Annotated in this window: 27 protein-coding genes and 1 pseudogene; 14 read left to right on the forward strand and 14 right to left on the reverse strand. The window is 62.4% G+C overall.

What is annotated here, in order from left to right; translation table 11 throughout:
* Window positions 1-152 precede the first annotated feature (152 nt).
* The 5 genes from ybeD (at window position 153) to I6L48_RS20845 (ending at window position 2,888) form a co-directional block, all read left to right on the forward strand.
* The gene (gene ybeD / locus I6L48_RS19670) at window positions 153-416 is read left to right on the forward strand and encodes a DUF493 family protein YbeD (protein ID WP_010673756.1); all 264 of its coding nucleotides are present in this window, start codon (window positions 153-155) and stop codon (window positions 414-416) included.
* Window positions 417-509: 93 nt separating this feature from the next.
* Window positions 510-1,202 (forward strand): lipoyl(octanoyl) transferase LipB, encoded by a 693-nt coding sequence (lipB, locus tag I6L48_RS19675; protein WP_216987625.1) that lies wholly within the window; start codon window positions 510-512, stop codon window positions 1,200-1,202.
* 85 nt (window positions 1,203-1,287) lie between these two features.
* Window positions 1,288-2,253 carry a lipoyl synthase gene (lipA, locus tag I6L48_RS19680; RefSeq protein WP_202042852.1) on the forward strand — a complete coding sequence of 322 codons (966 nt, stop codon included), beginning with the start codon at window positions 1,288-1,290 and terminating at the stop codon, window positions 2,251-2,253.
* Window positions 2,254-2,398: 145 nt separating this feature from the next.
* The gene (locus tag I6L48_RS20840) at window positions 2,399-2,611 is read left to right on the forward strand and encodes a hypothetical protein (RefSeq protein ID WP_254203225.1); all 213 of its coding nucleotides are present in this window, start codon (window positions 2,399-2,401) and stop codon (window positions 2,609-2,611) included.
* Window positions 2,601-2,888, forward strand: a complete 288-nt coding sequence (locus I6L48_RS20845; protein WP_254203226.1) for an N-acetyltransferase — start codon at window positions 2,601-2,603, stop codon at window positions 2,886-2,888. Before I6L48_RS20840 ends, I6L48_RS20845 begins: the two co-directional genes overlap by 11 nt.
* A 33-nt stretch (window positions 2,889-2,921) precedes the next feature.
* Here the strand turns inward: I6L48_RS20845 and nqrE are convergent, their stop codons facing one another.
* From nqrE to I6L48_RS19715, 6 genes are all read right to left on the reverse strand, one after another.
* On the reverse strand, window positions 2,922-3,521 hold the full coding sequence (nqrE, locus tag I6L48_RS19690) for an NADH:ubiquinone reductase (Na(+)-transporting) subunit E (RefSeq protein ID WP_216987626.1): 600 nt from the start codon (window positions 3,519-3,521) through the stop codon (window positions 2,922-2,924).
* A 203-nt stretch (window positions 3,522-3,724) separates the two neighbouring features.
* Window positions 3,725-4,018: a hypothetical protein gene (locus I6L48_RS19695; RefSeq protein ID WP_010673751.1), complete on the reverse strand. Its 294-nt coding sequence runs from the start codon at window positions 4,016-4,018 to the stop codon at window positions 3,725-3,727.
* Between the two features lie 306 nt (window positions 4,019-4,324).
* On the reverse strand, window positions 4,325-4,828 hold the full coding sequence (locus tag I6L48_RS19700; RefSeq protein WP_216987627.1) for a GNAT family N-acetyltransferase: 504 nt from the start codon (window positions 4,826-4,828) through the stop codon (window positions 4,325-4,327).
* Between the two features lie 39 nt (window positions 4,829-4,867).
* Window positions 4,868-6,049, reverse strand: a complete 1,182-nt coding sequence (locus I6L48_RS19705; protein ID WP_216987628.1) for a MerR family transcriptional regulator — start codon at window positions 6,047-6,049, stop codon at window positions 4,868-4,870.
* 150 nt (window positions 6,050-6,199) lie between these two features.
* Window positions 6,200-7,930 carry a single-stranded-DNA-specific exonuclease RecJ gene (gene recJ / locus I6L48_RS19710; RefSeq protein WP_010673748.1) on the reverse strand — a complete coding sequence of 577 codons (1,731 nt, stop codon included), beginning with the start codon at window positions 7,928-7,930 and terminating at the stop codon, window positions 6,200-6,202.
* Window positions 7,896-8,600 (reverse strand): disulfide isomerase DsbC N-terminal domain-containing protein, encoded by a 705-nt coding sequence (locus tag I6L48_RS19715; RefSeq protein WP_042014491.1) that lies wholly within the window; start codon window positions 8,598-8,600, stop codon window positions 7,896-7,898. The genes recJ and I6L48_RS19715 overlap by 35 nt, the downstream gene beginning before the upstream one ends.
* Before the next feature lie 259 nt (window positions 8,601-8,859).
* Between I6L48_RS19715 and mscL the strand changes: the two genes are divergently transcribed.
* Window positions 8,860-9,270 (forward strand): large-conductance mechanosensitive channel protein MscL, encoded by a 411-nt coding sequence (mscL, locus tag I6L48_RS19720; RefSeq protein ID WP_010673746.1) that lies wholly within the window; start codon window positions 8,860-8,862, stop codon window positions 9,268-9,270.
* A 72-nt stretch (window positions 9,271-9,342) separates the two neighbouring features.
* Here mscL and xerD read toward each other — a convergent pair whose 3' ends face one another.
* Window positions 9,343-10,242, reverse strand: coding sequence for a site-specific tyrosine recombinase XerD (xerD, locus tag I6L48_RS19725; RefSeq protein ID WP_216987629.1), 900 nt, complete (start codon window positions 10,240-10,242; stop codon window positions 9,343-9,345).
* A gap of 189 nt (window positions 10,243-10,431) precedes the next feature.
* On the opposite strand from xerD, the gene fldB reads away from it, so the two are divergent.
* From fldB to I6L48_RS19745, 4 genes are all read left to right on the forward strand, one after another.
* A complete protein-coding gene (fldB, locus tag I6L48_RS19730) occupies window positions 10,432-10,950 on the forward strand; it encodes a flavodoxin FldB (RefSeq protein ID WP_041212516.1) in 519 nt (172 codons plus the stop codon).
* A 618-nt stretch (window positions 10,951-11,568) separates the two neighbouring features.
* The gene (locus I6L48_RS19735) at window positions 11,569-12,969 is read left to right on the forward strand and encodes a TldD/PmbA family protein (RefSeq protein WP_216987630.1); all 1,401 of its coding nucleotides are present in this window, start codon (window positions 11,569-11,571) and stop codon (window positions 12,967-12,969) included.
* Window positions 12,969-14,309 (forward strand): TldD/PmbA family protein, encoded by a 1,341-nt coding sequence (locus I6L48_RS19740; RefSeq protein WP_216987631.1) that lies wholly within the window; start codon window positions 12,969-12,971, stop codon window positions 14,307-14,309. The genes I6L48_RS19735 and I6L48_RS19740 overlap by 1 nt, the downstream gene beginning before the upstream one ends.
* 142 nt (window positions 14,310-14,451) lie before the next feature.
* The gene (locus I6L48_RS19745) at window positions 14,452-14,829 is read left to right on the forward strand and encodes a VOC family protein (RefSeq protein WP_216987632.1); all 378 of its coding nucleotides are present in this window, start codon (window positions 14,452-14,454) and stop codon (window positions 14,827-14,829) included.
* Window positions 14,830-14,899: 70 nt separating this feature from the next.
* Here the strand turns inward: I6L48_RS19745 and I6L48_RS19750 are convergent, their stop codons facing one another.
* Complete coding sequence (locus I6L48_RS19750; RefSeq protein WP_041212511.1) at window positions 14,900-15,826, reverse strand: L,D-transpeptidase family protein; 927 nt, start codon at window positions 15,824-15,826, stop codon at window positions 14,900-14,902.
* A 443-nt stretch (window positions 15,827-16,269) separates the two neighbouring features.
* Between I6L48_RS19750 and yegQ the strand changes: the two genes are divergently transcribed.
* The 3 genes and pseudogenes from yegQ to I6L48_RS20850 all read left to right on the forward strand — a co-directional run.
* Window positions 16,270-17,634, forward strand: a complete 1,365-nt coding sequence (yegQ, locus tag I6L48_RS19755; RefSeq protein WP_010675357.1) for a tRNA 5-hydroxyuridine modification protein YegQ — start codon at window positions 16,270-16,272, stop codon at window positions 17,632-17,634.
* Window position 17,635: 1 nt separating this feature from the next.
* Window positions 17,636-17,884 (forward strand): YfhL family 4Fe-4S dicluster ferredoxin, encoded by a 249-nt coding sequence (locus I6L48_RS19760; RefSeq protein WP_010675358.1) that lies wholly within the window; start codon window positions 17,636-17,638, stop codon window positions 17,882-17,884.
* Between the two features lie 16 nt (window positions 17,885-17,900).
* Window positions 17,901-18,004: pseudogene (locus I6L48_RS20850) on the forward strand (ferredoxin); the annotation flags it as partial.
* 193 nt (window positions 18,005-18,197) lie between these two features.
* Here I6L48_RS20850 and I6L48_RS19765 read toward each other — a convergent pair.
* Window positions 18,198-18,590: a DUF1090 domain-containing protein gene (locus I6L48_RS19765; protein WP_039041125.1), complete on the reverse strand. Its 393-nt coding sequence runs from the start codon at window positions 18,588-18,590 to the stop codon at window positions 18,198-18,200.
* 160 nt (window positions 18,591-18,750) lie between these two features.
* Between I6L48_RS19765 and I6L48_RS19770 the strand changes: the two genes are divergently transcribed.
* Window positions 18,751-19,104, forward strand: coding sequence for a DsrE/DsrF/TusD sulfur relay family protein (locus tag I6L48_RS19770; protein ID WP_010675361.1), 354 nt, complete (start codon window positions 18,751-18,753; stop codon window positions 19,102-19,104).
* A 3-nt stretch (window positions 19,105-19,107) separates the two neighbouring features.
* Here the strand turns inward: I6L48_RS19770 and I6L48_RS19775 are convergent, their stop codons facing one another.
* From I6L48_RS19775 to rbfA, 5 genes are all read right to left on the reverse strand, one after another.
* On the reverse strand, window positions 19,108-20,319 hold the full coding sequence (locus I6L48_RS19775; RefSeq protein ID WP_216987633.1) for an MFS transporter: 1,212 nt from the start codon (window positions 20,317-20,319) through the stop codon (window positions 19,108-19,110).
* Window positions 20,320-20,461: 142 nt separating this feature from the next.
* Entirely contained in the window at window positions 20,462-22,600 is a 2,139-nt protein-coding gene (pnp, locus tag I6L48_RS19780; RefSeq protein ID WP_029314766.1) for a polyribonucleotide nucleotidyltransferase, read from the reverse strand.
* A 180-nt stretch (window positions 22,601-22,780) separates the two neighbouring features.
* On the reverse strand, window positions 22,781-23,050 hold the full coding sequence (gene rpsO / locus I6L48_RS19785; RefSeq protein WP_010675364.1) for a 30S ribosomal protein S15: 270 nt from the start codon (window positions 23,048-23,050) through the stop codon (window positions 22,781-22,783).
* 135 nt (window positions 23,051-23,185) lie between these two features.
* Entirely contained in the window at window positions 23,186-24,136 is a 951-nt protein-coding gene (truB, locus tag I6L48_RS19790) for a tRNA pseudouridine(55) synthase TruB (RefSeq protein WP_041215670.1), read from the reverse strand.
* 1 nt (window position 24,137) lies between these two features.
* On the reverse strand, window positions 24,138-24,572 hold the full coding sequence (rbfA, locus tag I6L48_RS19795) for a 30S ribosome-binding factor RbfA (RefSeq protein WP_010675366.1): 435 nt from the start codon (window positions 24,570-24,572) through the stop codon (window positions 24,138-24,140).
* Window positions 24,573-24,583: the final 11 nt, after the last annotated feature.

The raw sequence follows: 24,583 nt of genomic DNA on the forward strand, positions 1-24,583 counted from the left end.
GTCTTGCCACACCGCCGGGTCTTGATCCCGAGGCGGCTCATGCCCATATAGACTGGGAACTGTCCCCTGGGGGCAGATGAGGGGACCGTTTCGGCGGCCCTCAAAGACGTAAAGATGACGTCGCTTCCCGGCGACCCAGAAAGGTGAAGTAGATGAATACCAAGTTTGATGAACTGCTGGAGTTCCCCTGCAAGTTCCCGTTCAAGGTGCTTGGCGTGGCCGATCCCGCCCTGCCCGACATGGTGGTGGAAGTGCTGCAGCAACATGCTCCCGGCACCTACAGCCCGACCGTTCAACCGAGCTCCAAGGGCAACTATCACTCGGTACGGGTGACGGTCACCGCCCAGAGCAAGGAACACATCGAGGCCATGTATACCGCCCTTGGCAAGATCGAGCTGGTTCGTTACGTCCTGTAAGTTGCCTCTCTCGCCCCGCCACCGGGGCGACTGATTATTTGCCGCCCGGTCGCAGCGGCGACCGTACCGACACCGCGCCGCCAGTGAGGAAAGATGTCACTCGAAACGCCCGCCGAGCCACAACCGTCAGCCGGCCAACTGCTCGTCAGACAGCTGGGCCGTCGCCCCTACCAGCCGGTGTGGGACGCCATGAAGGCGTTCACCGACAATCGCACCCCCGACACCCCGGACGAGTTCTGGGTAGTGGAGCATGACCCCGTCTACACCCAGGGTCAGGCCGGCAAGGCCGAACACCTGCTCGCCCCCGGCAACATCCCGGTGGTGCAGAGTGATCGCGGCGGCCAGGTGACCTATCACGGCCCGGGCCAGCTGGTGCTCTACGTTCTGGTGGATGTGCGCCGCAGCAAGCTCTCTGTACGGGAGCTGGTGACCTGCCTCGAAACCGCCATCATCAACACGCTCGCCAAAAGCCATATCGAGGCCTACGCCAAGGCCGATGCCCCGGGCGTCTACGTGAAGAGCGATCTGGGTATGGAAGCCAAGCTGGCGTCCCTGGGTTTGCGCATTCGCAAGGGGTGCTCGTTCCACGGGTTGGCCCTCAACGTCAACATGGACATGACTCCCTTCCTGCGCATCAATCCGTGCGGCTATGCGGGCATGGCCATGACCCAGACCAGCGCCCTGGGCGGCCCGCAGAGCGTCGCCGAGGCACAGTCCCTGCTGGTGACGGAGCTGGCCCGCCTGATTGGCTACCAAGAGATCACGAATACCGAAGAGGCGGCATGAGCAACCCCATGCCCCGTGGTCACGAGGGAGCCGCAAGGCCCCTGGTGACCGTCAACCAGACAATAACAAACACCGAGAGTGAATCATGAGCAAACCCGTTCGTATGGAGCCGGGCGTCAAGCTGCGCGATGGCGACAAGATGGCCCTGATCCCGGTGAAATTCATGCCGGATCCCAACGAGGAAGTGCTGCGCAAGCCGGAGTGGATGCGGATCAAGCTGCCGCCGTCGAGCCAGAAGATCGAGCACATCAAGAGCACCCTGCGCAAAAACAAGCTGCACTCTGTGTGTGAGGAGGCCTCCTGCCCCAACCTGGCGGAGTGCTTCAACCACGGCACCGCGACCTTCATGATCATGGGCGCCATCTGCACCCGTCGATGCCCCTTCTGCGACGTGGCCCACGGCCGCCCGCTGGCGCTCGATCCGGACGAGCCGAAGAAGCTGGCGCTGACCATCAAGGAGATGGGGCTGAAATACGTGGTGATCACCTCGGTGGACCGCGACGATCTGCGGGACGGCGGTGCCCAGCACTTCGCCGACTGCATCAAGCAGATCCGCGAGCACAGCCCGCAGACCCGCATCGAGATCCTGACCCCGGACTTCCGTGGCCGGATGGAGCAGGCGCTGGAAGTGTTCCGCGAGACCCCGCCTGACGTGTTCAACCACAACCTGGAAACCGCCCCGCGCATGTACCGGGTCGCCCGGCCGGGTGCCGACTACAAGTGGTCGCTGGAGCTGCTGCGCCGCATCAAGGAGATGCACCCCCATGTGCCGACTAAGTCCGGCGTCATGATGGGTCTGGGCGAAACCAACGAAGAGATCGTGCAGGTACTCAAGGACTTGCGCGAGCACGGCGTCAACATGCTGACCCTGGGCCAGTATCTGCAGCCGAGCCGCCACCACCTGCCGGTGAAGCGTTATGTGCCGCCCGCAGAGTTCGACGAACTCAAGGATGTGGCCATGGATCTCGGCTTCAGCCACGCCGCCTGCGGTCCCTTCGTGCGTTCCTCCTACCACGCAGACCTGCAAGCCAAGGGGGAAGAGGTCAAATAAGCCTCTTTTCCTGCTGGCAGAAAAAAGAGCGCCCCTGGGCGCTCTTTTTTTATCGCCGTCACCTCGCAGGCAGCGGTTGTCCCTTTGTGATTGACGCCGTTCTGGCGTAACGTGGCCACTCCCCTTCTCTGGAGTGCTGTGCCGGATGCCGACTCTCACCGTTCGCCTGATCCCCCTGCGTGACGCAGACTTTCCCGCCTATCGCGACTACTTCATCGAGGATTACGCCCAGGATCTTGCCAGCAACCACGGGATGGCACTGCCTGACGCCCACCGTCAGGCCGACGCCTCGTTGCAGCAGCTCCTGCCCACTGGGTGTCGCCACCCCGGGTCATCACCTGCTCGCCATGGTACCTGAAGCCCCGAACGCGCCGGGCGAGCCTCTGGGCTATCTCTGGCACGCCATCGACGGCGCCGCCGGCACCACCTTCATCTACGACTTCTATGTGACACCGCCCCATCGTGGTCGCGGCCTCGGCAAGGCAGCCATGGCCGCCCTGGAAGCGCAGCTCGCCCCCCTAGGCATCCACCAGATCAAGCTGAGGGTGGCCCATGACAACCCGAGGGCACTGGCGCTCTATCAGGCGCTGGGCTTCACCATCACCGGCTACAACATGGCAAAGCGTCTGGATTGAGCACCTTCATTGGGCCACCACCCGGCCCATGGCTCAGAGCGAGATGCCGGAAAAGGACATGAAGCCGAGGGACATCAGCCCGGCCACGATGAAGGTAATGCCGATACCCCGCAGCCCCTCGGGCACATCCGAATACTTCATCTTCTGGCGCAACCCCGCAATGGCGACGATGGCCAGCAACCAGCCCAGCCCTGAGCCCGCCCCGTAGACCACGGATTCGATGAAGTCGTAATCCCGCTGGGCCATGAACATTACCCCGCCGAAGATGGCGCAATGCACCGTCAGCAGCGGCAGATAGATGCCGAGCGCGTGATGGAGCGCCGGGAAATGTTTGTCCAGCACCATCTCCATCACCTGCACCAGGGCCGCCAGCACCCCGATATAGACGATGAAATCGAGAAAGCCCAGATCAAACTCCCCGAGGAAGGTACTCTCGGGACGCAGGATATGGCGGTAGATCAGGTTGTTGAGGGGGATGGCGATCACTATGACCGCCAGCACCGTCATGCCCAAACCGAAGGCGGTATTGATGTTTTTCGAGACGGCCAGAAAGGTGCACATGCCAAGGAAGAAGGCCAGCGCCAGGTTTTCCACAAAGATCGACTGGATGAAGAGATTGACGTAATAGTCCATGAATGAGTTCACCACTTGGTTGCAATAAGAGCACGTCCGCGCCCGGCCAACGGCCAGTCGCGAAGATGACGTCACGGATGACGTTTACAGAGAGAGCTGGCGCAGCACCCGGTAATGACCACGGCAGCCGCCAGACTGCCGAGCAGCCCGGTCAGCGGTACTCAATGACGGGGATCAAACGGGCGGGCGCCCGGCTGGTGAACCTAGTCGCCCTGGCAGAAGCGATATTGCAGGTGGTGGCAGCGAAGCCGCCGTGTGTGCAGAGCGCCGAAGTAGTCGGGCCGCTGCCTGAGATAGATGAGAGGCAGGAAAAACAGCAGGCCGCAGAGCAGGCCGAGGATCTCGTGCTGGAACCAGGCCAGCAGCATCTGGTAGAGCTCGGCATGAGCGGCCCCTTCCAGTCGCCGTCCCTGTTCGAAACCGAGCCGCCACTGGGAGGCGGGCGGCAGGCTGACGTTGTCGGCAAGCCCCGGGTTCGCTGGCTCATGGAACAGCATCGGCCGCTCCTGCCCTTGCGTCTCCATTCCCGGCGTTGCAACGACCCCTGCCGCCGCCGCAGCGGCAAGCCAGAGAAGGCAGGCGATGGCAAGCACCATCGGCCATGACGAGGGGCGGCGAGAGGATGACAAGGGGGCGGTCCGTCAAGAAAAATTACAGGTGGAATATATCACAATACCGTCACTTATTGCATTTTCCACCATGAGATATCAGAAAGGTTGATATTAAACACCGCCCCATTCCCTAAAACCGACAAGGTTGCACCACCTTGAGAAAGCGACTTTCATCTTCCTCAAGGTGAGGGCTCACCCCTGCTCGAAGGCCTGGTGGTAGCGCACTTCACCACTGGGCATGGCAGCGCCGAACAAGCGGGCCATGAAGTACTCGGGCGGCACGCCGGGCAGCGTCAACCCCGGCTCGGGCACGAAACCGAAACGGCCGTAGAAGCCGGGATCCCCCAGCACCACGCAGCCGGCCGCCCCCATCCCCTTGAGCTCGGCCAGACCCGCGTCCATCAGCCGTGACCCCAGCCCCTTGCCGTGCAGCGCAGGGGAGACCGAAATGGGGCCAAGACCATACCAGTGCGGGCTGCCATCGCTGATGGTGACCGGCGAGAAGCAGAGGTGGCCGACCACTTGCCCCGCCAGCTCCGCCACCAGCGACAGGCTGAGTGCCCCGGCCTGGCGCAGGTCACGCACGATCAACTGCTCGTTGTGATCGGTATGGGGGGCATTGAGGAACGCGGCCACGGTCAGCGCTTCAATGGCGTCGTGATCGGCGCCTGCTTCGGGCCGAATGATGATGTTCATTGGTTTTCTCCGTTTGTTATCTTGCAATGGATGGCCTGATCAGACTGCCTGCAGGCAGCAGATCACATAGCCGTAGCTGCCCAGGTATTGGCGGTGGATGGCCACTTCCCGGCTCAAGTCCTGCCAGGCTGGGCTATCCCCCAGCTCGGCACTGTGGCGCGCCAGATTGCGCTCGATGGGATCCAGATAGTTGTGCCAGGCCCTTTGCGGCAACTCGGTGTGCCACAGGCAGCGATAACCCGCCTCCTGCACCGCTTTGAGCAGGCCCGCCAGGGTCTGCATGGCGGGATAATCCCGCTGCCAGAACGCCAGCGCCTCCTCTGGGGGCGTGTCCGTCAGCCACACCAGGTCGCTCAGCACCAGGCAGGCATTAGGATCGGCAAGGTACGCCCGCCAGGCTTTGAGCGCATTGGCCACCCCTATGGTGTACGCGCTCCCCTCGGCCCAGATGAGATCGGCGGGGGCAAGATCTGCCGGCAGCGCCGCCATGTTGGCGCACAGAGTAGTGACCTGACTCAGCCCCGCCGCGCTGGCCGATCTCGCCACGGCGGCCAGCGCCTCCTCGTCCAGATCGATGGCCACGATGGTGGCGTCCGTCACCTGTGCCAGCGCCAGAGTGGCGGCGCCGCGCCCACAGCCCATGTCGAGGATCCGGCGAGGCTGGCTGGGCAGCGCGGCAAATTGCTGCTGGGTGAAGAGGCTATCGCCCGGCCCCCAATAGCTCATGCCATCCAGCAGCAGCTTGAAATCCCGGATGTAGCGCTCATGTTCATTCATGTCTTTGCTGAGCCACTGCAGGTGGTAACGCGCTTTTTCACTGAATCCCTGCTTCATCACCCAGGCAAAGTAAGCCTGCGGGGCTTGATGCTGCAGTTGCCGCTGCCAGGCCTTGAACTCGTCGCCGGAGTGCGCACGCAAACCGGCGAGATCCGCCAGCAGATCCCGGGCGCGTTGCATCCGCGCCAGCTCTTCATCCAGCTCCCTGACCCGGGTTTCCAGCGTTGCCTGCTCCAGCTCGCCCGCCAGACAGGCGAGGCACTGCTTGAGGCTGAGCCCGCCGGCCTGCAGGGCCTGTACCATCCGCAGACGCTGCAGATCGTCATCGTCGTAGTGGCGATAGCCGTTGGCGGCCCTCGTGCCCGCAATCACCCCCAGCTTCTCGTAATAGAGCAGGGTGGAGCGGGCCAGGCCGCAGCGCCGGGCCAGTTCAGATATTTTCATGACAACCACTCGCTGAGGGGTCCGTGACCCGATGAAGGGAAGCTTAAACTGTGAAGCAATAGACGGGTCAACGACAACATCCGGGTTCACACCATAAAAAAACGGCCACCCTGAGGTGGCCGTCATCGACAGCAAGAGAGACTCGCGGGATCAGAGGCCGGCGGCTTCCAGATGCTCCACCAACAACTGCACGCTGCGGTTGCCACGCCACTCGTTGACGTCGAGCCGGTAGACCAGTCGCACCCGCTTCACCGAGGCATCGGGCCAGCGCTGCAAGTCGACGCCAAAGGCGATGGCATCCACCGCGTGGCCGGAATCCGTGGTCAGCATCATCTTGAGGTGCTTCTCCCCCACCAGCCGCTGCTGCACCAGCACGAATTCCCCGTCAAACAGCGGCTCGGGAAAGGCCTGGCCCCAGGGGCCGGAGGCGCGAATAAGCTCCGCCAGCTCGAGGGTGAGCTCGTCCGGCAGCAGCTCGCCATCGGTGAGCAGCACCCCGGTCAAGAGCTCAGGGGTCACCAGCTCGCCGATGACCGCCTCGAAGGCCCGGCCGAAGGCCTCGATATTGGCCTTGGGCAGGGTCAACCCGGCCGCCATGGCGTGGCCGCCAAACTTGCCCATCAAGCCGGGGTGGCGGGTATCGAGTAGTTCCAGCGCATCGCGCAGGTGCACCCCCGGGATGGAGCGCCCGGAGCCCTTGAGCTCGGTCTCGCTGCTCTCGGCAAAGGCGATGACCGGGCGGTAGTACTTCTCCTTCACCTTGGAGGCCACCAGCCCCACCACCCCCTGATGCCACTCGTTTCGGTGCAGCACGATGCCGGAGGGCACCTCGCCGTCACGAAAACGGATCTGCTCCAAAGTGGCGAGCGCCTCCTGCTGCATCCCCTGCTCGATCTCCTTGCGCTCCTGGTTGAGGCTGTCCATTTCGGAGGCGAACTGGCGCGCCAGGTTGATGTCGTCACAGAGCAGACAGGCGACCCCGAGGGACATGTCATCGAGCCGGCCCACCGCGTTGAGGCGCGGCCCCAGCGCAAAGCCGAGATCGGCGGCGCACAGGCGACGACCGTCGCGGCCCGACACATCCACCAGCGCCTGGATGCCGGGGCGACAACGGCCGGCCCGGATCCGCTGCAACCCCTGATGAACCAGGATGCGGTTGTTGCCATCGAGCGCCACCACGTCGGCCACGGTGCCGAGGGCCACCAGATCCAGGTAATCCGCCACGTTGGGGGCGCGCAGCCCCTGGCGCTCATACCAGCCGCTCTGGCGCAGATGGGTGTTGAGGGCCGCCATCAGATAGAAGGCGACCCCGACCCCGGCCAGGGACTTGGAGGGGAAGTCGCAGCCATGCTGGTTGGGGTTCACTATCGCGTCGGCGTCAGGCAGCTCCTGACCCGGCAAATGGTGATCGGTAACCAGTACCTGCATGCCTGCCGCCTTGGCCGCCGCCACCCCGGCGATGCTGGAGATCCCGTTGTCCACCGTGATCAGGAACTCGGCGCCGCGGGCCACCGCCAGCTCGACGATCTCCGGGGTGAGGCCATAACCGAACTCGAATCGGTTGGGCACCAGAAAATCGATGTGGTGCCCCCCCATGGCGCGCAAGGCCAGCACGCACAGGGCCGAGCTGGTGGCGCCGTCGCAGTCGAAGTCACCGACGATGAGAATGCGTTTTTGCGCCGTCAGCGCCTCGGCCAGCAGCGGCACCGCCTGCGCCATGCCGAACAGACGCTGGGGCGGCAGCAGCTGGTTGGCGCTGCGCTCCAGCAGGGCAGGGTCTTCTACCCCGCGGCTGGCGAAGATCTGGCGAAGCAGCGGGTGCAGGGTGGCGGGCAGATGGGAATCATCAACTCGCGGACGACGACGGATTTGCAGGGGCATTGATGTGATCCAGTATCTTGAGCAGTTGTTCGGGGCTCTGGTAACCGCGCACCAGGTCGCCATTGGGCAGGACCCAGCTCGGTGACGCCTTGATCCCGAGCCACTGGCTCAGGCCGATATGATGGGCAAGGATCGCATTACAGCCGCTCTCAGGCAAACGATCGCTGAAGTTGAGTTCGCGCAGCAGCCCGGGATCGCACCAGCTAGCCTGATCCGAGGCGGCGACAGGCGCAGGCAGCAGTTGTACGCTCACGCCCCTCGCCTGCAAGCGGGGCAACTCCTCCAGCGCGATGCGGCAAGGACCGCAGGCGAGATCGGTAAACAGGGTGAGGCGGTGGCGTTCAGGGGTGGCCTTGAGCCAGAGCCGGGCCTCCCCTATCTGGGAGAGCGCCAGCCTGCGTTGCTGCTGCTGGCTGAGCCGGGTGAGGTTTCTCATCTCGTGGGCCAGATCCAGCATGGAGCCCTGCAGCACATAGTCTCCCCTGGCATCGCTGTAGAGCAGTCCCTGGGCCGTGCCCAGCAGATAGAGGCCCGGCATGGGGGTCTCGTCCACCAGGTAGACCTGCACACCGAGGCGCTGCTCTATGGTCTGTTTCAACACATGGGGGTCCATCCCCGCGCTGGCCGCAAAAGCGCACAGCAGCATCATTCCCAGCAGTAAATATCGCATTAGCTCATTCACTTGGCATGATTGAAGGGTCTCATAAGGTAACCCAGACAATTCCCTCTCACAAAGACCTTAATTAGTGATCGATTAATAACGTCCGCAAGAAAAAATCACGGGATGACAGGTTGCCAATCGGGCTTGAGCCCCGCAAGCTAATCAGGACGACGGGAGACATCTTTAGTCATCCCTCTGTTTTGCTGATGTTTTATTATTCAAATCGACGTGCGCTCAGGTGGCACTTCGTCCATTTATAGGGGGAAAAATGAGTCTGATTCAAGAGTTCAAGGCCTTTGCATCCAGGGGCAATGTGATCGACATGGCGGTCGGTATCATCATAGGTGCCGCCTTTGGCAAGATTGTCTCCTCCTTCGTGGGAGACGTGATCATGCCCCCCATCGGGCTGATCCTGGGGGGCGTGGATTTCAGCGATCTCGCCGTGACCCTGAAGGCCGCCGAAGGGGATGCCCCTGCCGTGGTCATCGCCTACGGCAAGTTCATCCAGACCTGTATCGACTTCCTGATCATCTCCTTCGCCATCTTCATGGGGCTCAAGGCCATCAACACCCTGAAGAAGAAGCAGGAAGAGGAAGCCGCCGCCCCGGCCGGCCCCACCAAGGATCAGGAGCTGCTGACCGAGATCCGCGACTTGCTGAAATCCCAGCAGGGGAAATAACCGTTTCCTCCCTGTCGTGTGCTCAAAAAAACCGCCTTCGGGCGGTTTTTTGTTGCAAGGCCGATGAGGCGATCAGGCTCTGGGGTGGTGCTGGCCGTGCAGTGCCTTGAGCCGCTCGTTGGCCACGTGGGTATAGATCTGGGTGGTGGAGAGATCCGCGTGGCCCAGCAGCATCTGCACCACCCGCAAGTCGGCGCCGTGATTGAGCAGGTGGGTGGCGAAGGCGTGACGCAGGGTGTGGGGGGAGAGTTCCCCCCTGATGCCGGCTCTCAGGGCATAGAGTTTGATGCGGTGCCAGAAGGTCTGGCGGGTCATCATCCGGGCCCGCTTGGAGGGGAACATCACGTCCGAGCTGGTGCCACCCAGCAGCAGGGTGCGCCCCTCCCGGTAGTAGCGCTCCAGCCAGTGCACCGCCTCCTCCCCCATGGGGACCAGGCGCTCCTTGTTGCCCTTGCCCACCACTCGCACCAGCCCCTGGCGCAGGCTGACGTGTTCGGCGGTCAGCCCCACCAGCTCGGACACCCGCAGCCCGGTAGCATAGAGCAGCTCGAGCATCGCCTTGTCCCGCAGCTCCAGCGGGTCGTCCACCAGGGGCGCTTGCAGTAGCGCCTCCACCTCGGCTTCGCTCAGATCCGATGGCAGCTTTTTGGGGAGCTTTGGCCCCTCCAGCAGCACGGTGGGATCGTCGCTGCGCAGCTTCTCGCGATTGAGGTACTGGTAGAAGCGGCGCAGGGCCGAGAGGAAACGGGCCGTGCTGCTGGCCGCGAACTGATGGTCCACCCGCCAGGCGAGGTAGTGCTGGATGTCGTCCAGCCCCGCCAGCAGCAGGGAACCGCCTTGCTCATCGAGCCAGAGGGCAAATTTTTCCAGGTCGGTGCGATAGGAGCTGACCGTGTTGTCGGAGAGCCCACGCTCCAGCCAGAGGGCGTCGAGAAACGGCTCGATCAGGGGATGGGATTCTGCTTTGCTCATGGTGCGCCGCGCTCAGGGAAACAGGTCGCCATTGTAACGTGCCGACCCACCCGGGCCGCAAGGCAAGGCTGCACATCCCCTCAGGCGGTGAAGAGCCCGGCGCAATCTGCTAGACTGGCGCCCTCCCCCCGGGCGCCGGCGCCGCTGTGCCGGTCACGCCCCTTGCCGACTGCGATCAAGAGAAGAGCGATGAAGATAGGTTTGTTTTATGGCTCCACCACCTGCTACACCGAGATGGCCGCCGAGAAGATCCGCGCCCTCATCGGCCCCGAGCTGGTCGATCTCCACAACATCAAGGATGTGCCCCTCGCCCGCATGCAGGAGTACGACATCCTGATCCTGGGCATCTCCACCTGGGACTTCGGCGAGCTGCAGGAGGACTGGGAATCCCGCTGGGAAGACATCGCCGACCTGCATCTGGAGGGACGCATCATCGCCCTGTTTGGCATGGGCGATCAGCTGGGCTATGGGGAGTGGTATCAGGATGCCCTCGGCCTGCTGCACGATCAGCTGGTCCCCAAGGGGGTCAAGCTGGTGGGCTACTGGCCCAACGAGGGGTACGAGTTTGACGCCTCCAAGGCGCTCATCGACGATGGCCGCCACTTCGTCGGGCTGGCCCTCGATGACGCCAACCAGTACGACCAGACCGAGTCCCGTATCGAGCAGTGGGTCGACCAGATCCTGAGCGAGATCCACGAACTGCTCTGACCCTGGCCGCCTGGATGTTCGACGACGCCAGCCAATGGACGACCAGACCGACCCCGCATCGAGCAGTGGGTCGACCAGATCCTGAGCGAGATCCACGAACTGCTCTGATCCTGATCGCCTGGATGTTCAACGACACCGGCCAATGGGCGACCAGACCGACCCCGTATCGAGCAGTGGGTCAACCAGATCCTGAGCGAGATCCACGAACTGCTCTGACCCTGACCGCCTGGATGTTCGACGACGCCAGCCAATGGACGACCAGATCGACCCCGTATCGAGCTGTGGGTCGACCAGATCCTGAGCGAGATCCACGAACTCCTCTGACCCTGATCGCCTGGATGTTCGACGACGCCAGCCAATGGACGACCAGATCGACCCCGTATCGAGCAGTGGGTCGACCTCATATCAAGCGAGCGCCATGAGCGGCGCCAACCTCCCCTGCCGGTAGCCTGCGCTCGGGCTACCGGGCGCATAAATCGCACCGATTTTCTCGTTTGGTATCATCGGCTGACGCTATAGCGACTTTTTGCTTCTGGTCTGCAACAATGAGGTCGACACCCCATAACAACACAACGCCGGGTGTCGGAAGCAAACGGACAGACCAGAAAAGGATATTCTATGACTTCATTCTCCCTGTTGGCCCCCGCCATCGCCCGCGACGTGCTCGATCACGCGCTGGCGCTGGGTGCCGACTTCGCCGAGCTGTTTGTGGAGCGCAAGCGCCGCAGCCAGCTCAGCCTGCTCTCCAGCCAGATAGAGAACATCAGCGGTGGTCTCGACTTCGGTATCGGCGTTCGCCTGTGCTACGGCCACAAGGTGCTCTACGGCTACACCAATCTGGCCGATCGCAACGAGCTCTTGCGCATCGTTACCCTGCTGGCGGCCAAGGACAGGCGTGACCCCGTAGTCACCGCCACTGCCTTTGACTTCACCCCCCTGACCGACCGCAACCCGATCGCTCTGCCGCTGTCGGCCGACAAGCTGCTGGAGCAGAAGATCGCCTACCTGCATGCCATGGACGCTGCGGCCCGCGCCGAGAGCGACAAGGTGAGCCAGTTCTCGGGCAACGTGCTCGGCTGGGAGCAGGAGTTAGAGATCTTCAACAGCGAAGGAGTCCAGGTGAGCGATCGCCGCCACTACAACCGCATCATGGCCCAGACCATCGCCCTGGACGGGGGCGAGCAGAGCGTAGGTTATGAAGCCCCGGGTGCCATGAAGGGATGGGAGCATGCCGAGAGCATCGATCCCCGCGAGCTGGCTCTCACCGCCACCCGCCAGGCACTGGTGAAGCTGGGAGCCGCCCCCTGCCCGAGCGGCAAGCTGCCGGTCATCATGGAGAGCGGCTTTGGCGGCGTCATCTTCCACGAGGCGTGCGGTCACCTGCTGGAGACCACCTCGGTGGCCAAGAAGGCATCCGTGTTCCACGACAAGATGGGCCAGCTCATCGCCAACCCCGCGGTCAGCGCGGTGGACGAGGGCTTGCAGGGCAACGCCTGGGGCTCCATCAACGTCGATGACGAGGGGATGGCGACCCAGCACACCCAGCTCATCAAGGACGGCGTGCTGACCGGCTTCCTGGTGGACAGAATGGGGGCCCTTCGCACCGGCTACGCCCGCACCGGTTCCGGGCGCCGGGAATCCTACAAGTTCGCCCCTGCCTCCCGCATGCGCAACACCTATATCGAACCGGGCAACTACAGCCTCGACGACATGCTGGCAACCGTGGAACACGGCATCTATGCCAAGCGGATGGGGGGTGGCTCTGTGCAGCCCGGTACCGGCGAGTTCAACTTCAACGTGCAGGAGGCCTACCTCATCGAGGGGGGCAGGATCACCCGGCCCCTCAAGTCGGCCACCCTGATCGGCACCGGCCCGCAGGTATTGAAGGAGATCTCCATGGTGGGGCGCGATCTGGCCCTCTCCGCCGGCATGTGCGGCTCGGTCTCCGGATCCATTCCCGCCTCGGTCGGCCAGCCGCCGCTCAAGGTTGACAGCATTCTGGTCGGAGGGAACGCCTGATGAGCCAGCTCGACATGAACCAACTGCTTGCCCGTCTGCTGGACCAGGTCGCCGATCTGGGTGCCGAGGCAGACGTCATCGCCAATCAGGAGAAGGCCTTCTCCCTCAAGGCCGACAAGGGCGAACTCAGTGAATACAAGGTCACCAGCAGCCAGCAGATCGGCATTCGCCTCATCAAGGAAGGCCGGGTCGGCATCGCCTATTCCGAGTCCCTCGACGCGTCGGCCCTGGCCGCCATGGTGCAGGATGCGCTGGATGCCAGCCGCTTCGCCAAGGTGGACCCGGATCAGCGCATCACAGTGCAGCAGAGCAGGCTCATCACCGACTGCGCCGAGATACATCAGGCCGACACCACGGCGGTGGAAGAGAAGATCGCCCTGACCCTGCGCCTCGAGTCCGACATGCTGGCCCTGCCGGACGTGACCGGCGCCCCCTACAACGGCTTCTTCGAGGGGGAGAGCCGCCTCTGGCTTGCCAACAGCCAGGGCAGCCTCTGCGAACATCAGGAATTCAGCGTCGGCTGCCACAGCTCCGCTCTCATCGAGCGGGAGGGCCGCCAGTCCATGCACTACCAGGGACAGTACGCACGGCGCTTCGACGAGTTGGAGAGCCAACCTCTCATCCGCCAGATCCACGCCGTGGCCGATGGCCTGCTGATGGGTGAGGCGGTGCCGAGCGGTCGCTACAGCGTCATCTTCAGCACCCACTGCTTTGCCAGCCTGTTTGGCTGCTTCCAGTCCGCCCTGTCTGGCAAGTGGGCCCAGCAGGGGATCAACCCCTGGCGCGACAAGCTGGGCCAAAGCGTGGCTTCTCGCTGGCTCACCCTGGAGAGTCGTGCCTATATGCCGGGGGGCATGAAGATCAAGGCGTTTGACGGCGAAGGGGCCGCCACTTCGGATCTCCTGCTCATCGGCGAGGGGGAGCTCAAGACCCTGCTGCACAACAGCGCCACCGCCCGCCACTTCGGCGTGACGAGCAACGGTGCAGCCGCCCGCAGTGCCCGCAGTGCCCTGGACGTGGCCCCTCGTCACCTGGTGTTCGGGCTCGGCCCCCACGGCGAGGCCGAGGTACAAAGCGGTGAGTACCTGGAGCTGGTCAAGCTGGACGGCCTGCACTCCGGGGCCGATGCGGTGAGCGGCGACTTCTCGTTCGGCGCCTCCGGCTTCCTCTGCCGCAATGGCGAGCGCGTGGCGCCGGTACGCGGCATCACAGTGGCGGGCAACTTCTATCGTCTGCTCGGGGAACTGGAAGCGGTCGGCAACCAGCTGCACCACGACGATGGCAAGGACTTCTATGCGCCGCTCATTCGCTTTGGCGGGCTCAGCATTGCCGGCAAATAAGAGGGGGAGCCTTACTCGGCTCCTCTCCCTTCAAGCGGCGCCATCAGGCGCCGCTTTTTTTATCCATGGCGCTCCCCGACAGCCACTTCTAACCTCAAAGAGCCACCGACCGCGTTGGCCGGGAACTCTGGAGAATACGACGATGGACAACACCCTGGTCTGGGCCGATATTCCGACACGGGATCTGGATCGCGCCATGGACTTCTACTCGGCCCTGCTCGATGTGCAGGTCACCCCCATCCAGGAAGAGACCATGCGCTTTGCCATGCTGCGCCACGACGGCAACAACGCGGCGGCCTGTCTCGGCCCCATGGACAAATATCACCAGCCCGGCGGTGCCGGTCCCCTCATCTATCTCTCCCTCGGTGACAGGCTGCAGGAGGCGGAGCTGCTGGTCCCACGGCTCGGCGGGCGGGTGCTCGAACCCCTGCACAGCATCGGCAGTGGTCATGGGTCCAGGGTCATCATCGAGGATACCGAAGGCAACTGGCTGGCCCTCTATGCCCCACCAGCCAGCTGACGTCCGGATACGCACAAACAACAACGGCGACCTGATGGTCGCCGTTGTTGTTTAACTGCACTGCCGGCCATTACGCCTCTGGATTGAGGCGGGTCGGGATGCCGGTACGCTGTTCCAGCACCTGCTTGACCACGTTGGAATCGCTGTCAGCGTGGGCGATGAAGCGGGTGGTCGCCGGGGTCATGGGCAGCGGCACGGAGGCGGTGGAGTTGAACTCTTCCTCGGTGCGCGACAGCGGCTCGTGCACTTCCATGTAGCGACCGCCATCCGGCTCGACCGTGGTCTTGACCGGCTGGTTGACGAACTGGACGCGGGTGCCGACCGGCACGTGATCGAACAGGTACTTGATGTCGTCGGCGCGCAGGCGCACGCAGCCGCTGCTCACCCGCAGACCGATGCCGAAGGTGGCGTTGGTGCCGTGGATGGCGTACAGGTTGCCGATGTAGAGCGCGTGCAGGCCCATGGGGTTGTCCGGGCCGGCCGGCCAGACCGCGGGCAGGGTCTTGCCCTGAGCGGCGTAGCGGCGACGGATATTCTCGGTCGGGGTCCAGGTCGGGTTGGCACGCTTGCGCTCAACCTTGGTGATCCAGTTCTCCGGGGTGTTGACCCCGAGCTGGCCGATGCCGATGGGCAGCACATGCACCACGTTCTTGCCCTTCGGGTAGTAATAGAGACGCATCTCCGCCACGTTGATGACGATCCCTTCGCGGGGAGCGTTGGGCAGGATCAGCTGATGGGGAATGATCAGCGTGCTGCCCGCCTTGGGCAGGTAGGGGTCGACGCCCGGGTTGGCTTCCATGATGTTGGTCAGACCCAGCTGGAAGTCAGAGGCGATCTGCTCCAGCGGACGGTTGTCTGCGGGCACCACGTATTCCTGGTTCTCACCGATCAGGCGGCTGTTGGCTGCAGGCAGCTGGTATTCAACGGCGGCGGCCTGCTGGCTGACCAGCGCCAGCGTACATAAAAGAGCCGAAGCGGCAATGCGAAGGGGATTCATAAAATTCCTGTATGGTTTCCTGTTCCTGTGGGCCTTTGCCCTGCTCATCATCGGTCTCTTGTGGGCCCGTCACCGGGGACCAACAACCGAGCGCGCATTCTTTCCCGAGCAGGGCAAAATTTCAACTTGGAGATGGTCTTTTTCGCCGAAAAGATCCATTTCACAGCCAACTCAGGGGCATCTTTCACCCCTTGCACTCTAGCAACCCCAGTCTGAGCGTAAAATGAACATGGCGCAGGCATGCCAAGGCCGTCCCAAATTGCATGACGAGGCGGTCACGAGTACAATCTCGCACCCCGTATATCCGGAGTATCGAGTCACCTCCTGCTCCGATGTACCCCCATCGGATGGCCGTGCGTCGAAGACGGTCGCGCCACCGATGAACCCACACGACGCCATCAGGTGGCGCCGTCCTGATTTGCAATCAGATAAAAGAGTCCAACATGTTCAGACCAGAATTGCTCTCCCCTGCCGGGACCCTCAAGAACATGCGCTACGCCTATGCCTATGGCGCAGACGCCGTCTATGCGGGCCAGCCGCGCTACAGCCTGCGGGTACGCAACAACGAATTCGATCACGAGAATCTGCAGCTCGGCATCAACGAGGCCCATGCCCTCGGCAAGCAGTTCTATGTGGTGGCCAACATTCAGCCCCACAACTCCAAGCTCAAGACCTTCATCCGTGACATGCGCCCCGTGGTGGATATGAAGCCGGATGCACTCATCATGTCCGATCCCGGCCTCATCATGATGATGCGCGAAGCCTTCCCCGACATGCCTATCCACCTCTCGGTGCAGGCCAACGCGGTCAACTGGGCCACGGTGAAGTTCTGGCATCAGATGGGCCTGACCCGTGCCATCCTCTCCCGCGAGCTGTCTCTCGACGAGATCGAGGAGATCCGCATGCAGGTGCCGGAGATGGAACTGGAAGTCTTCGTCCACGGGGCGCTGTGCATGGCCTACTCCGGCCGCTGCCTGCTCTCCGGCTACATCAACAAGCGTGACCCCAATCAGGGCACCTGCACCAACTCCTGCCGCTGGGAGTACAAGGTGCACGAGGGCAAGGAAGATGACGTGGGCCAGATCGTCCACCGCCAGGAGCCCATCGCCGTGCAAAAGGTGGATCCGACTCTGGGCGCAGGCAAGCCAACCGATGCCCTGGTGCTGCTGGAAGAGTCCAACCGTCCGGGCGAGTTCATGACTGCGTTTGAAGACGAGCACGGCACCTACATCATGAACTCCAAGGATCTGCGCGCCGTCGAGCACGTTGAGCGCCTGACCAAAATGGGCGTTCATTCCCTGAAAATCGAAGGCCGTACCAAGTCCTTCTACTACTGCGCCCGTACCGCCCAGGTCTATCGCAAGGCCATCGACGATGCAGTGGCTGGCCGTCCGTTCGATCCGACCCTGATGGGCACCCTCGAGAACCTGGCCCACCGCGGCTACACCGAGGGCTTCCTGCGCCGTCACAACCACAGCGAATACCAGAACTACGACTACGGTTACTCCGTCTCCGACACCCAGCAGTTCGTCGGCGAGATCACCGGTCGCAACGGTGACATGGTCGAAGTCGAGGTGAAGAACAAGTTCCTGCTGGGCAACAGCCTGGAGCTGATGACCCCCCAGGGCAACCTCAGCTTCAACCTGGAGCAGATGCAGAACCGCAAGGGCGAGCTCATCGACACCGCACCGGGCAACGGCCACGTGGTCTACGTGCCGGTTCCCAAGGAGATCGACGTGAATTACGGCATCCTGCTGCGCAATCTCGGCGAGCGAGAGGATACCCGTCAACCTCACTCGGCGGCCTGAGATGGCACTGCTCATCACCGACAAGTGCATCAACTGTGACATGTGCGATCCGGAGTGTCCGAACCAGGCCATCACCCTGGGGAGCAAGATCTACGAGATAGACCCGGATCGCTGCACCGAATGCGTCGGCCACTATGAGAAGCCGACCTGCATCAGCGTCTGCCCCATCGATTGCATCATCTGGGATCCCGCCCACGTGGAGACCGAAGATCAGTTGATGGAAAAGTTCGTGCGGATGCACAGGCAGTAGCTGTAGCACCGGCACCTGCATCAGCGTCTGCGCCCCATGGACGGCATCCTCCGGGATCCCGCCCACGTGGAGACCGAAGATCAGCTGATGGAAAAGTTCGTGCGGATGCACAGGCAGTAACGCCTGCATCAGCGTCTGTGCCCCATGTGCGGCATCCTCCGGGATCCCGTCCATAGGGTGGAAACCGAAGATCAGCTGATGGAGACGTTTGTGCGGATGCACAGGCAGTCAGGGTCTGACACTCGTGGTGTGCATTATCCAGAAATAGAAAAAGCCGGGCATGCCCGGCTTTTTCTATTGCACTGCCCTTCCCTCAGGGTTTGACCAGTTTTTGCAGCGCCTCGAGTTCGCGCTGGGCTTCCAGCAACTCGGCCTGGGACTCCTCCAGCTTGGACTGCTTCTTGGCAATCTTGTCCGGCTTGCCCGATACCCGTGCGCTCTGCAACTCGGCCAGCCGCTCTTCCACTTCTTCCCTCTGCTTGACCACCTTGCGTTGCTGCTCCTCAAGGAGCCCGGCATCGGTACAATGGGCCTCCAGGTTGCGCAGTGCCCGCTCAAGGCCGGCTACCTGCTCCTGGTTGTTGTGCGCCCTGGCGAACGCAAGCTGATCCGTCACGGCCTGCTGTCTGGCCTTGCAGCCGATGTTTTCACTACCATAGGCTTGTCCGGCCAACAACAATAAGCCTATTCCAGCGATCTTCCACATAACAACCTCTTTGTTCTGTCATACTGGATGGCCGTCCATGAGACCTGACTCCCTGTGTGAGGTCAAGACACACGGGGCCGGGCTACGACAGAGTGTGCTCTGCATCATGCCGGGCCGCTTTCGCCGAGGCTACAATGGCCCTTTCAATCAGGAGAGCCACATGACCCAACACATTCTCATCATTGCCAACGGCGCCCCCTATGGCAGCGAGTCCCTGTTCAATGCCCTGCGCCTCGGCATCGCCCTCAAAGAGGAGGGAAAGGTAGACCTCAACCTCTTCCTGATGTCGGATGCCGTCACTGCGGCCCTCGCCGGGCAGGCTCCGGCCGAGGGCTACAACCTGCGCCAGATGCTGGAGATACTGCTGGCTCAGGGCACCCGGATCCGGCTTTGCAAGAGCTGCACCGATGCGCGCGGCATCACCCCGCTACCCCTTGTCGAGGGCATAGAGATAGGCACCCTCCCCTTGCTGGCCCAATGGACTCTGGCCGCCGACAAGGTGCTGACCTTCTAGCCGTCAGGGCCCGGCCCGGACCAGCGCAGGGCGCGAGGTCCGGGTACTCAGACCATAGAGCATCAGGATCACCAGGCAGAGCAGCGCCATCAGGGCGTAAAGCCAGCTCCCGCCCCAGTGGGCCAGCACCCAGCCTCCCAGCAAGGCCCCCATGGCCACCCCGAGTCCGGAGATGGAGGCCGCCCCGAAATAGCTCCCCTTCAAATGACCAGGCGCCATCTGATCGATCAGCACATTGAGCAAGGGGAAGAGGATGCACTCCCCGACGCTCAGGAGGATCACCGCCACTATCCAGTGCCACCAGATGGCGGTATCCCCCAGCGCAAACTGCAACTGGGCGCCGAGAAAGAGCGCCACCCCGAGTTGCAGCTTGCGCCGCGTGGACCAGCGGGCAGTCAGGTGCAGCAGGGGGAACTGCAGCATCACTATGGTCAGCGCGTTGGTCGTCACCAGCCAGCCGATGAGCCGCTCCACCTCCGGCGTCCCCGCGCGGGTCAGATACTGGATGAGGGGCGACTCGAACTGGGCGTAGACCAGCATCAGCAGCAGATTGGCCATGATCAGCAGCAGAAACCCCCTGTCCTGCCAGAGCACCCGCAGCACGGCACGCATGCCGGGCCCGGCCGCCTGGCTGGTGTGGCAACCCGCCAGCCTGAACCCGATGACAAAGACGATGCCAAGCAGCAGATAGCTGGCACTGAGCAACAGGAAGGTCTCCTGACGCGCACTCAGGCCATAGGTGACGCCGAGCAGAGGACCGATGGCCGCCCCCAGGTTGAGCAGGAAATAACGCAGGTGCAGCGCCAGCTCACGGGCTTTGGGCTCGGCCAGATTGTCGGCCATCAGTGCCTTGCCCGGTGAGTCGATGAGCCCGTAGGAGAGTCCGCTGCCGATCACCCCGAGTGCCAGCCAGCCCACCTGGTGGGAGAGGCCGAGCAGGGCCACGCTGGCGGCGGAAACCAGGCAGCCGAACAGCAGGATGTTGCGCCGCCCCCATTTGTCCGAGAGCCAGCCGCCATAGAAGCTGACGAGAGTGGAAAGCGCCGCCGTGGCCCCCAGGATGGAGCCTATCAGGGTCGCCGAAAGTCCGTAGTCACGGTAGAGCAGGATGGAGAGAAAGGGCCAGACCATGAAGAAGGTGGTACGCACCATGAAAGTGCCCAGGATGACGATCCAGACCAGGGAAGGAAACTGCCTGAGGTAGGCCCATGACATGCTGCAATTCCTTTTGCCAACGAAGCGGGGTCGTCCCTTATATCAAGGGGCGCCAAAAGGAACAAGGAGACAATCTGCGCCATGCCGGGCGACAGGCACAAAAAAGCCGACCCAAGGGTCGGCTCTTTCACATACGGCAGCCTTATTCGGCAGCCGGCTCTTCGACGGCAACGGCAGCAGGAGCAGCAGCCGCTTCGGTCGGTGCGTTCGCTTCCTTGATGGAGAGACGCACACGGCCCTGACGGTCCACTTCCAGTACCTTCACCTTCACCACGTCGCCGATTTTCAGGAAGTCGGCCACGTTCTGCACGCGGGCATCGGTGATCTGGGAGATGTGCACCAGACCGTCTTTACCCGGCAGGATGTTGACGAAGGCGCCGAAGTCAGCCAGGCGCACGACCTTGCCTTCGTAGATGCGGTTCACTTCGATCTCGGCGGTGATGGCCTCGATGCGACGGATCGCTTCCATGGCGGCTTCGTTGGCCACGGCGGAGATGCGAACGGTACCGTCATCATCCAGCTCGATGTTGGTGCCGGTCTCTTCGGTCAGTGCGCGGATCACGGAACCACCCTTGCCGATCACGTCCTTGATCTTTTCAGGATTGATCTTGATGGTGTGGATGCGCGGTGCGAAATCGGAGATCTGAGCACGGGGAGCCTGGATAGCTTCGTCCATCACCTTCAGGATGTGCAGACGAGCGCCACGAGCTTGCTTCAGGGCAATCTCCATGATCTCTTTGGTGATGCCTTCGATCTTGATGTCCATCTGCAGCGCGGTCACACCTTCGCTGGTACCGGCTACCTTGAAGTCCATGTCGCCCAGGTGATCTTCGTCACCCAGGATGTCGGACAGCACGACGAAACCTTCTTCTTCCTTCACCAGACCCATGGCGATACCGGCAACGGAGGCCTTGATCGGCACACCGGCATCCATCAGCGCCAGGGAGGAACCACAGACAGACGCCATGGAGGAGGAACCGTTGGATTCGGTGATTTCAGAGACCACGCGCACCACGTACGGGAACTCGGCGGCGCTCGGCATCACGGCAGCAACGCCGCGCTTGGCCAGACGACCGTGACCGATTTCACGACGCTTCGGGCTGCCCATCATGCCGGTCTCGCCGACGCAGTAGGGCGGGAAGTTGTAGTGCAGCATGAAGCGATCGGCGCGATTGCCGGTCAGCTCGTCGATGTTCTGGGCGTCACGCTCGGTACCCAGAGTGGCCACCACGATGGCCTGGGTTTCACCACGGGTGAACAGGGCAGAGCCGTGGGCACGGGGCAGGATGCCGGTACCGACGGAGAGGGCGCGGATCATTTCCGGATCGCGACCGTCGATACGCGGCTCACCACGTACGACGCGACCACGGACGATGCGGCTCTCCAGGCTGTGGAACTCTTCGCCGATCTTCTTGGCATCTTCTTCCACGCCGGATGCGATGACTTGCTCGACCACGCGGCCCTTGATGGCTGCGATGGTTTCGTAACGAACAGCCTTCTCGGTGATGCGGTAGGCTTCACCCAGTTCAGCTGTGGCCAGTTCGGCAACTTTGGCTTTCAGCGCTTCGTTGACGGCAGGAGGGGTCCAGTCCCAGGGCTTGGTACCGACGTCGGCAGCGAATTCGTTGATGGCGTTGATCACGGTCTGCATCTGCTCGTGACCGTAGACCACGGCGCCCAGCATCACCTCCTCGGAGAGGATGGCCGCTTCGGATTCCACCATCAGCACCGCATTGGCAGTACCGGCAACCACCAGATCCAGATCGCTCTGGGGCAGTTCGGTGGTGGTCGGGTTCAGCACGTACTGGCCGTTCATGTAACCCACGCGGGCTGCACCGATCGGGCCGCCGAACGGGATGCCGGAGATGGCCAGGGCCGCGGAGGCACCGATCATGGCAACGATGTCGGGAGAAACGGCCGGGTTCACGGACATGACGGTGGCAACCACCTGAACCTCATTGAGGAAGCCTTCCGGGAACAGCGGACGGATGGGACGGTCGATCAGACGGGAGATGAGGGTCTCACCCTCGCTCGGACGGCCTTCACGACGGAAGAAACCACCCGGGATACGACCAGCAGCATAGGTACGCTCCTGATAGTTGACGGTCAGCGGGAAGAAATCACGGCCGTGATCGGCCTCTTTCTTGCCAACGACAGTCACGAAGACACAGGTATCGTCCATGCTGACCATGACGGCCGCAGTGGCTTGACGGGCCATCACACCGGTTTCCAGTGTGACGGTGTGTTGACCGTACTGGAATGACTTTACAATAGGATTCACGTGAATTTCCTTTTAACAATTTGGCGCTTTAAATTCGCGTGCAAGTATACTTGATTCGCATCAAAAGGTAAGCGCGGACGTCAATTCTGTGAGGCAGGCAACGGCCTGCATCCTGTTTGAAACGGGCAATAAAAAAGGGGAACCTCGCGGTTCCCCTTTTTTGCGAAATCTGATGGTCGATTAACGACGCAGACCCAGCTTGGCGATCAGAGCAGCGTAACGCTGAACGTCTTTACGCTTCAGGTAGTCCAGCAGCTTACGACGCTGGGAAACCATGCGCAGCAGACCGCGACGACCGTGGTGATCCTTGGCGTGCTCCTTGAAGTGACCTTGCAGATGGTTGATCTGGGCAGTCAGCAGGGCAACTTGCACTTCGGGGGAACCGGTGTCGTTGGCGCCACGAGCGTTGTCGGCAACGATTTGAGCTTTGATCTCAGCATTTAGAGACATGGTATTACTCCAGTAGAGTGTTTAAAGGTTCACAGCCAATCTCTAATTCAGCCGTGAAATGAGGGCGGTATCATAATCGTCCCCGCCCCTTTTCGCAACGGGAAAGACGCGTGACAGACCGATACCGCCTGAGGATCACTCCTCGTCGTGGTAGCGAACCAGACGCTTGGGCGCCACGCGCCCCTCGTCATCGATCTCGCCAACCCCGATGAATTCGCGCTCCGGGCCAACCGTCATGCGGACCTGGCCACTTTGGGGGCTACCTGCCACCTGCACGGCCTGACCCTGGTTCACATAGGCGGCCACGGCGACCAGCATGTTTACCTCGGGCAGGGAGGCCACGGCGGTGTCCATCGGCAGCAGCAGGGGATCTAGCTGCTCCCGTGGCGGAATGCTTTCGGCCTTGGCCTGCTCGAAGATACACTCGAGCTGCTCCAGGGTCAGCATCCGCTCGTAGGGGTAGCTCGCCACCTGGGTGCGACGCAACTGGGTGACGTGAGCGCCACAGCCCAGCACTTCACCGAGATCGTCCACCAGGGAACGGATATAGGTACCCTTGCTGCAATGCACTTCCAGCTTCACCTCGTTCCCCTCGAAGCCGAGCAGCTTGAGTTCGAAGATGGTGATGGGACGGGCTTCCCGCTCGATCTCGATCCCTTCACGGGCATATTCGTAGAGCGGACGGCCGTTGTGCTTGAGGGCGGAGTACATGGACGGCACCTGCATGATGGGGCCGCGGAACTGGTCCAGCGCCTCGATCAGGGTACCCACGGCCACGTTCACCGGACGGGTGGAGACCACCTCGCCGTCGGAGTCGCTGGTATTGGTGCGCTCGCCCAGCTTGGCGGTCACTTCATAGCGCTTGTCCGCTTCCAGCAGATACTGGGAGAACTTGGTGGCCTCCCCGAGGCAGATCGGCAACATGCCGGTGGCCAGGGGGTCCAGGGCGCCGGTATGGCCGGCCTTGGCGGCGTTGTAGATCCGCTTGACCTTCTGCAACACATCGTTGGAAGTCAGGCCGGTCGGTTTGTCCAGCAGCAGGATGCCGTGTACGTCACGGCCTTTGAAACGACGTCTACGAGACATCTCAGGCGTTATCCTCAGTCGTGTCATCCGGTGCGGATTGCTCTTCGTCACGACCGGCTTCAGTCATGCGACGCTTGTCTTCACGCACAGTGTTGGTCACCAGGTTGGAGAGGCGCATCCCCTCGACCAGGGTCTGGTCGTAGTAGAAACGCAGCTCGGGCACCACCCGCAGACGCATGGCGCTGCCCAGCAGGCTGCGGATGTAACCGGCAGCCTCGGTCAGGCCCTTGAGCCCTTCCTTGATGCGCTCGGCGTCATTCTCCAGTTGCAAGAAGGTGACATAAACCTTGGCATAGTTGAGGTCCTTGGAGACCTCCACGTCGGAGACGGTCACCATGCCGATGCGCGGGTCTTTCACCTCGCGCTGCAGGATCAGCGCGATTTCACGCTGGATCTGCTGCCCGACCCGACGGGTCCGGCTGAATTCTCTGGCCATATTCTATCCTG

This window comes from Aeromonas sp. FDAARGOS 1418 (assembly GCF_019048585.1).
Lineage (GTDB): Bacteria > Pseudomonadota > Gammaproteobacteria > Enterobacterales > Aeromonadaceae > Aeromonas > Aeromonas caviae.

Excerpts from the sequence above, each read along its gene's own strand:
- nqrE (WP_216987626.1), bottom strand. The coding sequence starts at position 3,521 with ATGGACTATTACGTCAATCTCTTCATCCAGTCGATCTTTGTGGAAAAC.
- I6L48_RS19760 (WP_010675358.1), top strand. The coding sequence starts at position 17,636 with ATGGCACTGCTCATCACCGACAAGTGCATCAACTGTGACATGTGCGAT.
- fldB (WP_041212516.1), top strand. The coding sequence starts at position 10,432 with ATGAAGATAGGTTTGTTTTATGGCTCCACCACCTGCTACACCGAGATG.
- I6L48_RS19740 (WP_216987631.1), top strand. The coding sequence starts at position 12,969 with ATGAGCCAGCTCGACATGAACCAACTGCTTGCCCGTCTGCTGGACCAG.
- I6L48_RS20840 (WP_254203225.1), top strand. The coding sequence starts at position 2,399 with ATGCCGACTCTCACCGTTCGCCTGATCCCCCTGCGTGACGCAGACTTT.
- xerD (WP_216987629.1), bottom strand. The coding sequence starts at position 10,242 with ATGAGCAAAGCAGAATCCCATCCCCTGATCGAGCCGTTTCTCGACGCC.
- rpsO (WP_010675364.1), bottom strand. The coding sequence starts at position 23,050 with ATGTCTCTAAATGCTGAGATCAAAGCTCAAATCGTTGCCGACAACGCT.
- mscL (WP_010673746.1), top strand. The coding sequence starts at position 8,860 with ATGAGTCTGATTCAAGAGTTCAAGGCCTTTGCATCCAGGGGCAATGTG.
- I6L48_RS19770 (WP_010675361.1), top strand. The coding sequence starts at position 18,751 with ATGACCCAACACATTCTCATCATTGCCAACGGCGCCCCCTATGGCAGC.
- I6L48_RS19695 (WP_010673751.1), bottom strand. The coding sequence starts at position 4,018 with ATGCTGTTCCATGAGCCAGCGAACCCGGGGCTTGCCGACAACGTCAGC.
- I6L48_RS19715 (WP_042014491.1), bottom strand. The coding sequence starts at position 8,600 with ATGCGATATTTACTGCTGGGAATGATGCTGCTGTGCGCTTTTGCGGCC.
- I6L48_RS19700 (WP_216987627.1), bottom strand. The coding sequence starts at position 4,828 with ATGAACATCATCATTCGGCCCGAAGCAGGCGCCGATCACGACGCCATT.
- I6L48_RS19705 (WP_216987628.1), bottom strand. The coding sequence starts at position 6,049 with ATGAAAATATCTGAACTGGCCCGGCGCTGCGGCCTGGCCCGCTCCACC.
- I6L48_RS20845 (WP_254203226.1), top strand. The coding sequence starts at position 2,601 with ATGGTACCTGAAGCCCCGAACGCGCCGGGCGAGCCTCTGGGCTATCTC.
- yegQ (WP_010675357.1), top strand. The coding sequence starts at position 16,270 with ATGTTCAGACCAGAATTGCTCTCCCCTGCCGGGACCCTCAAGAACATG.
- I6L48_RS19765 (WP_039041125.1), bottom strand. The coding sequence starts at position 18,590 with ATGTGGAAGATCGCTGGAATAGGCTTATTGTTGTTGGCCGGACAAGCC.
- I6L48_RS19735 (WP_216987630.1), top strand. The coding sequence starts at position 11,569 with ATGACTTCATTCTCCCTGTTGGCCCCCGCCATCGCCCGCGACGTGCTC.
- rbfA (WP_010675366.1), bottom strand. The coding sequence starts at position 24,572 with ATGGCCAGAGAATTCAGCCGGACCCGTCGGGTCGGGCAGCAGATCCAG.
- truB (WP_041215670.1), bottom strand. The coding sequence starts at position 24,136 with ATGTCTCGTAGACGTCGTTTCAAAGGCCGTGACGTACACGGCATCCTG.
- recJ (WP_010673748.1), bottom strand. The coding sequence starts at position 7,930 with ATGCCCCTGCAAATCCGTCGTCGTCCGCGAGTTGATGATTCCCATCTG.
- I6L48_RS19775 (WP_216987633.1), bottom strand. The coding sequence starts at position 20,319 with ATGTCATGGGCCTACCTCAGGCAGTTTCCTTCCCTGGTCTGGATCGTC.
- I6L48_RS19745 (WP_216987632.1), top strand. The coding sequence starts at position 14,452 with ATGGACAACACCCTGGTCTGGGCCGATATTCCGACACGGGATCTGGAT.
- lipB (WP_216987625.1), top strand. The coding sequence starts at position 510 with ATGTCACTCGAAACGCCCGCCGAGCCACAACCGTCAGCCGGCCAACTG.
- lipA (WP_202042852.1), top strand. The coding sequence starts at position 1,288 with ATGAGCAAACCCGTTCGTATGGAGCCGGGCGTCAAGCTGCGCGATGGC.
- ybeD (WP_010673756.1), top strand. The coding sequence starts at position 153 with ATGAATACCAAGTTTGATGAACTGCTGGAGTTCCCCTGCAAGTTCCCG.
- I6L48_RS19750 (WP_041212511.1), bottom strand. The coding sequence starts at position 15,826 with ATGAATCCCCTTCGCATTGCCGCTTCGGCTCTTTTATGTACGCTGGCG.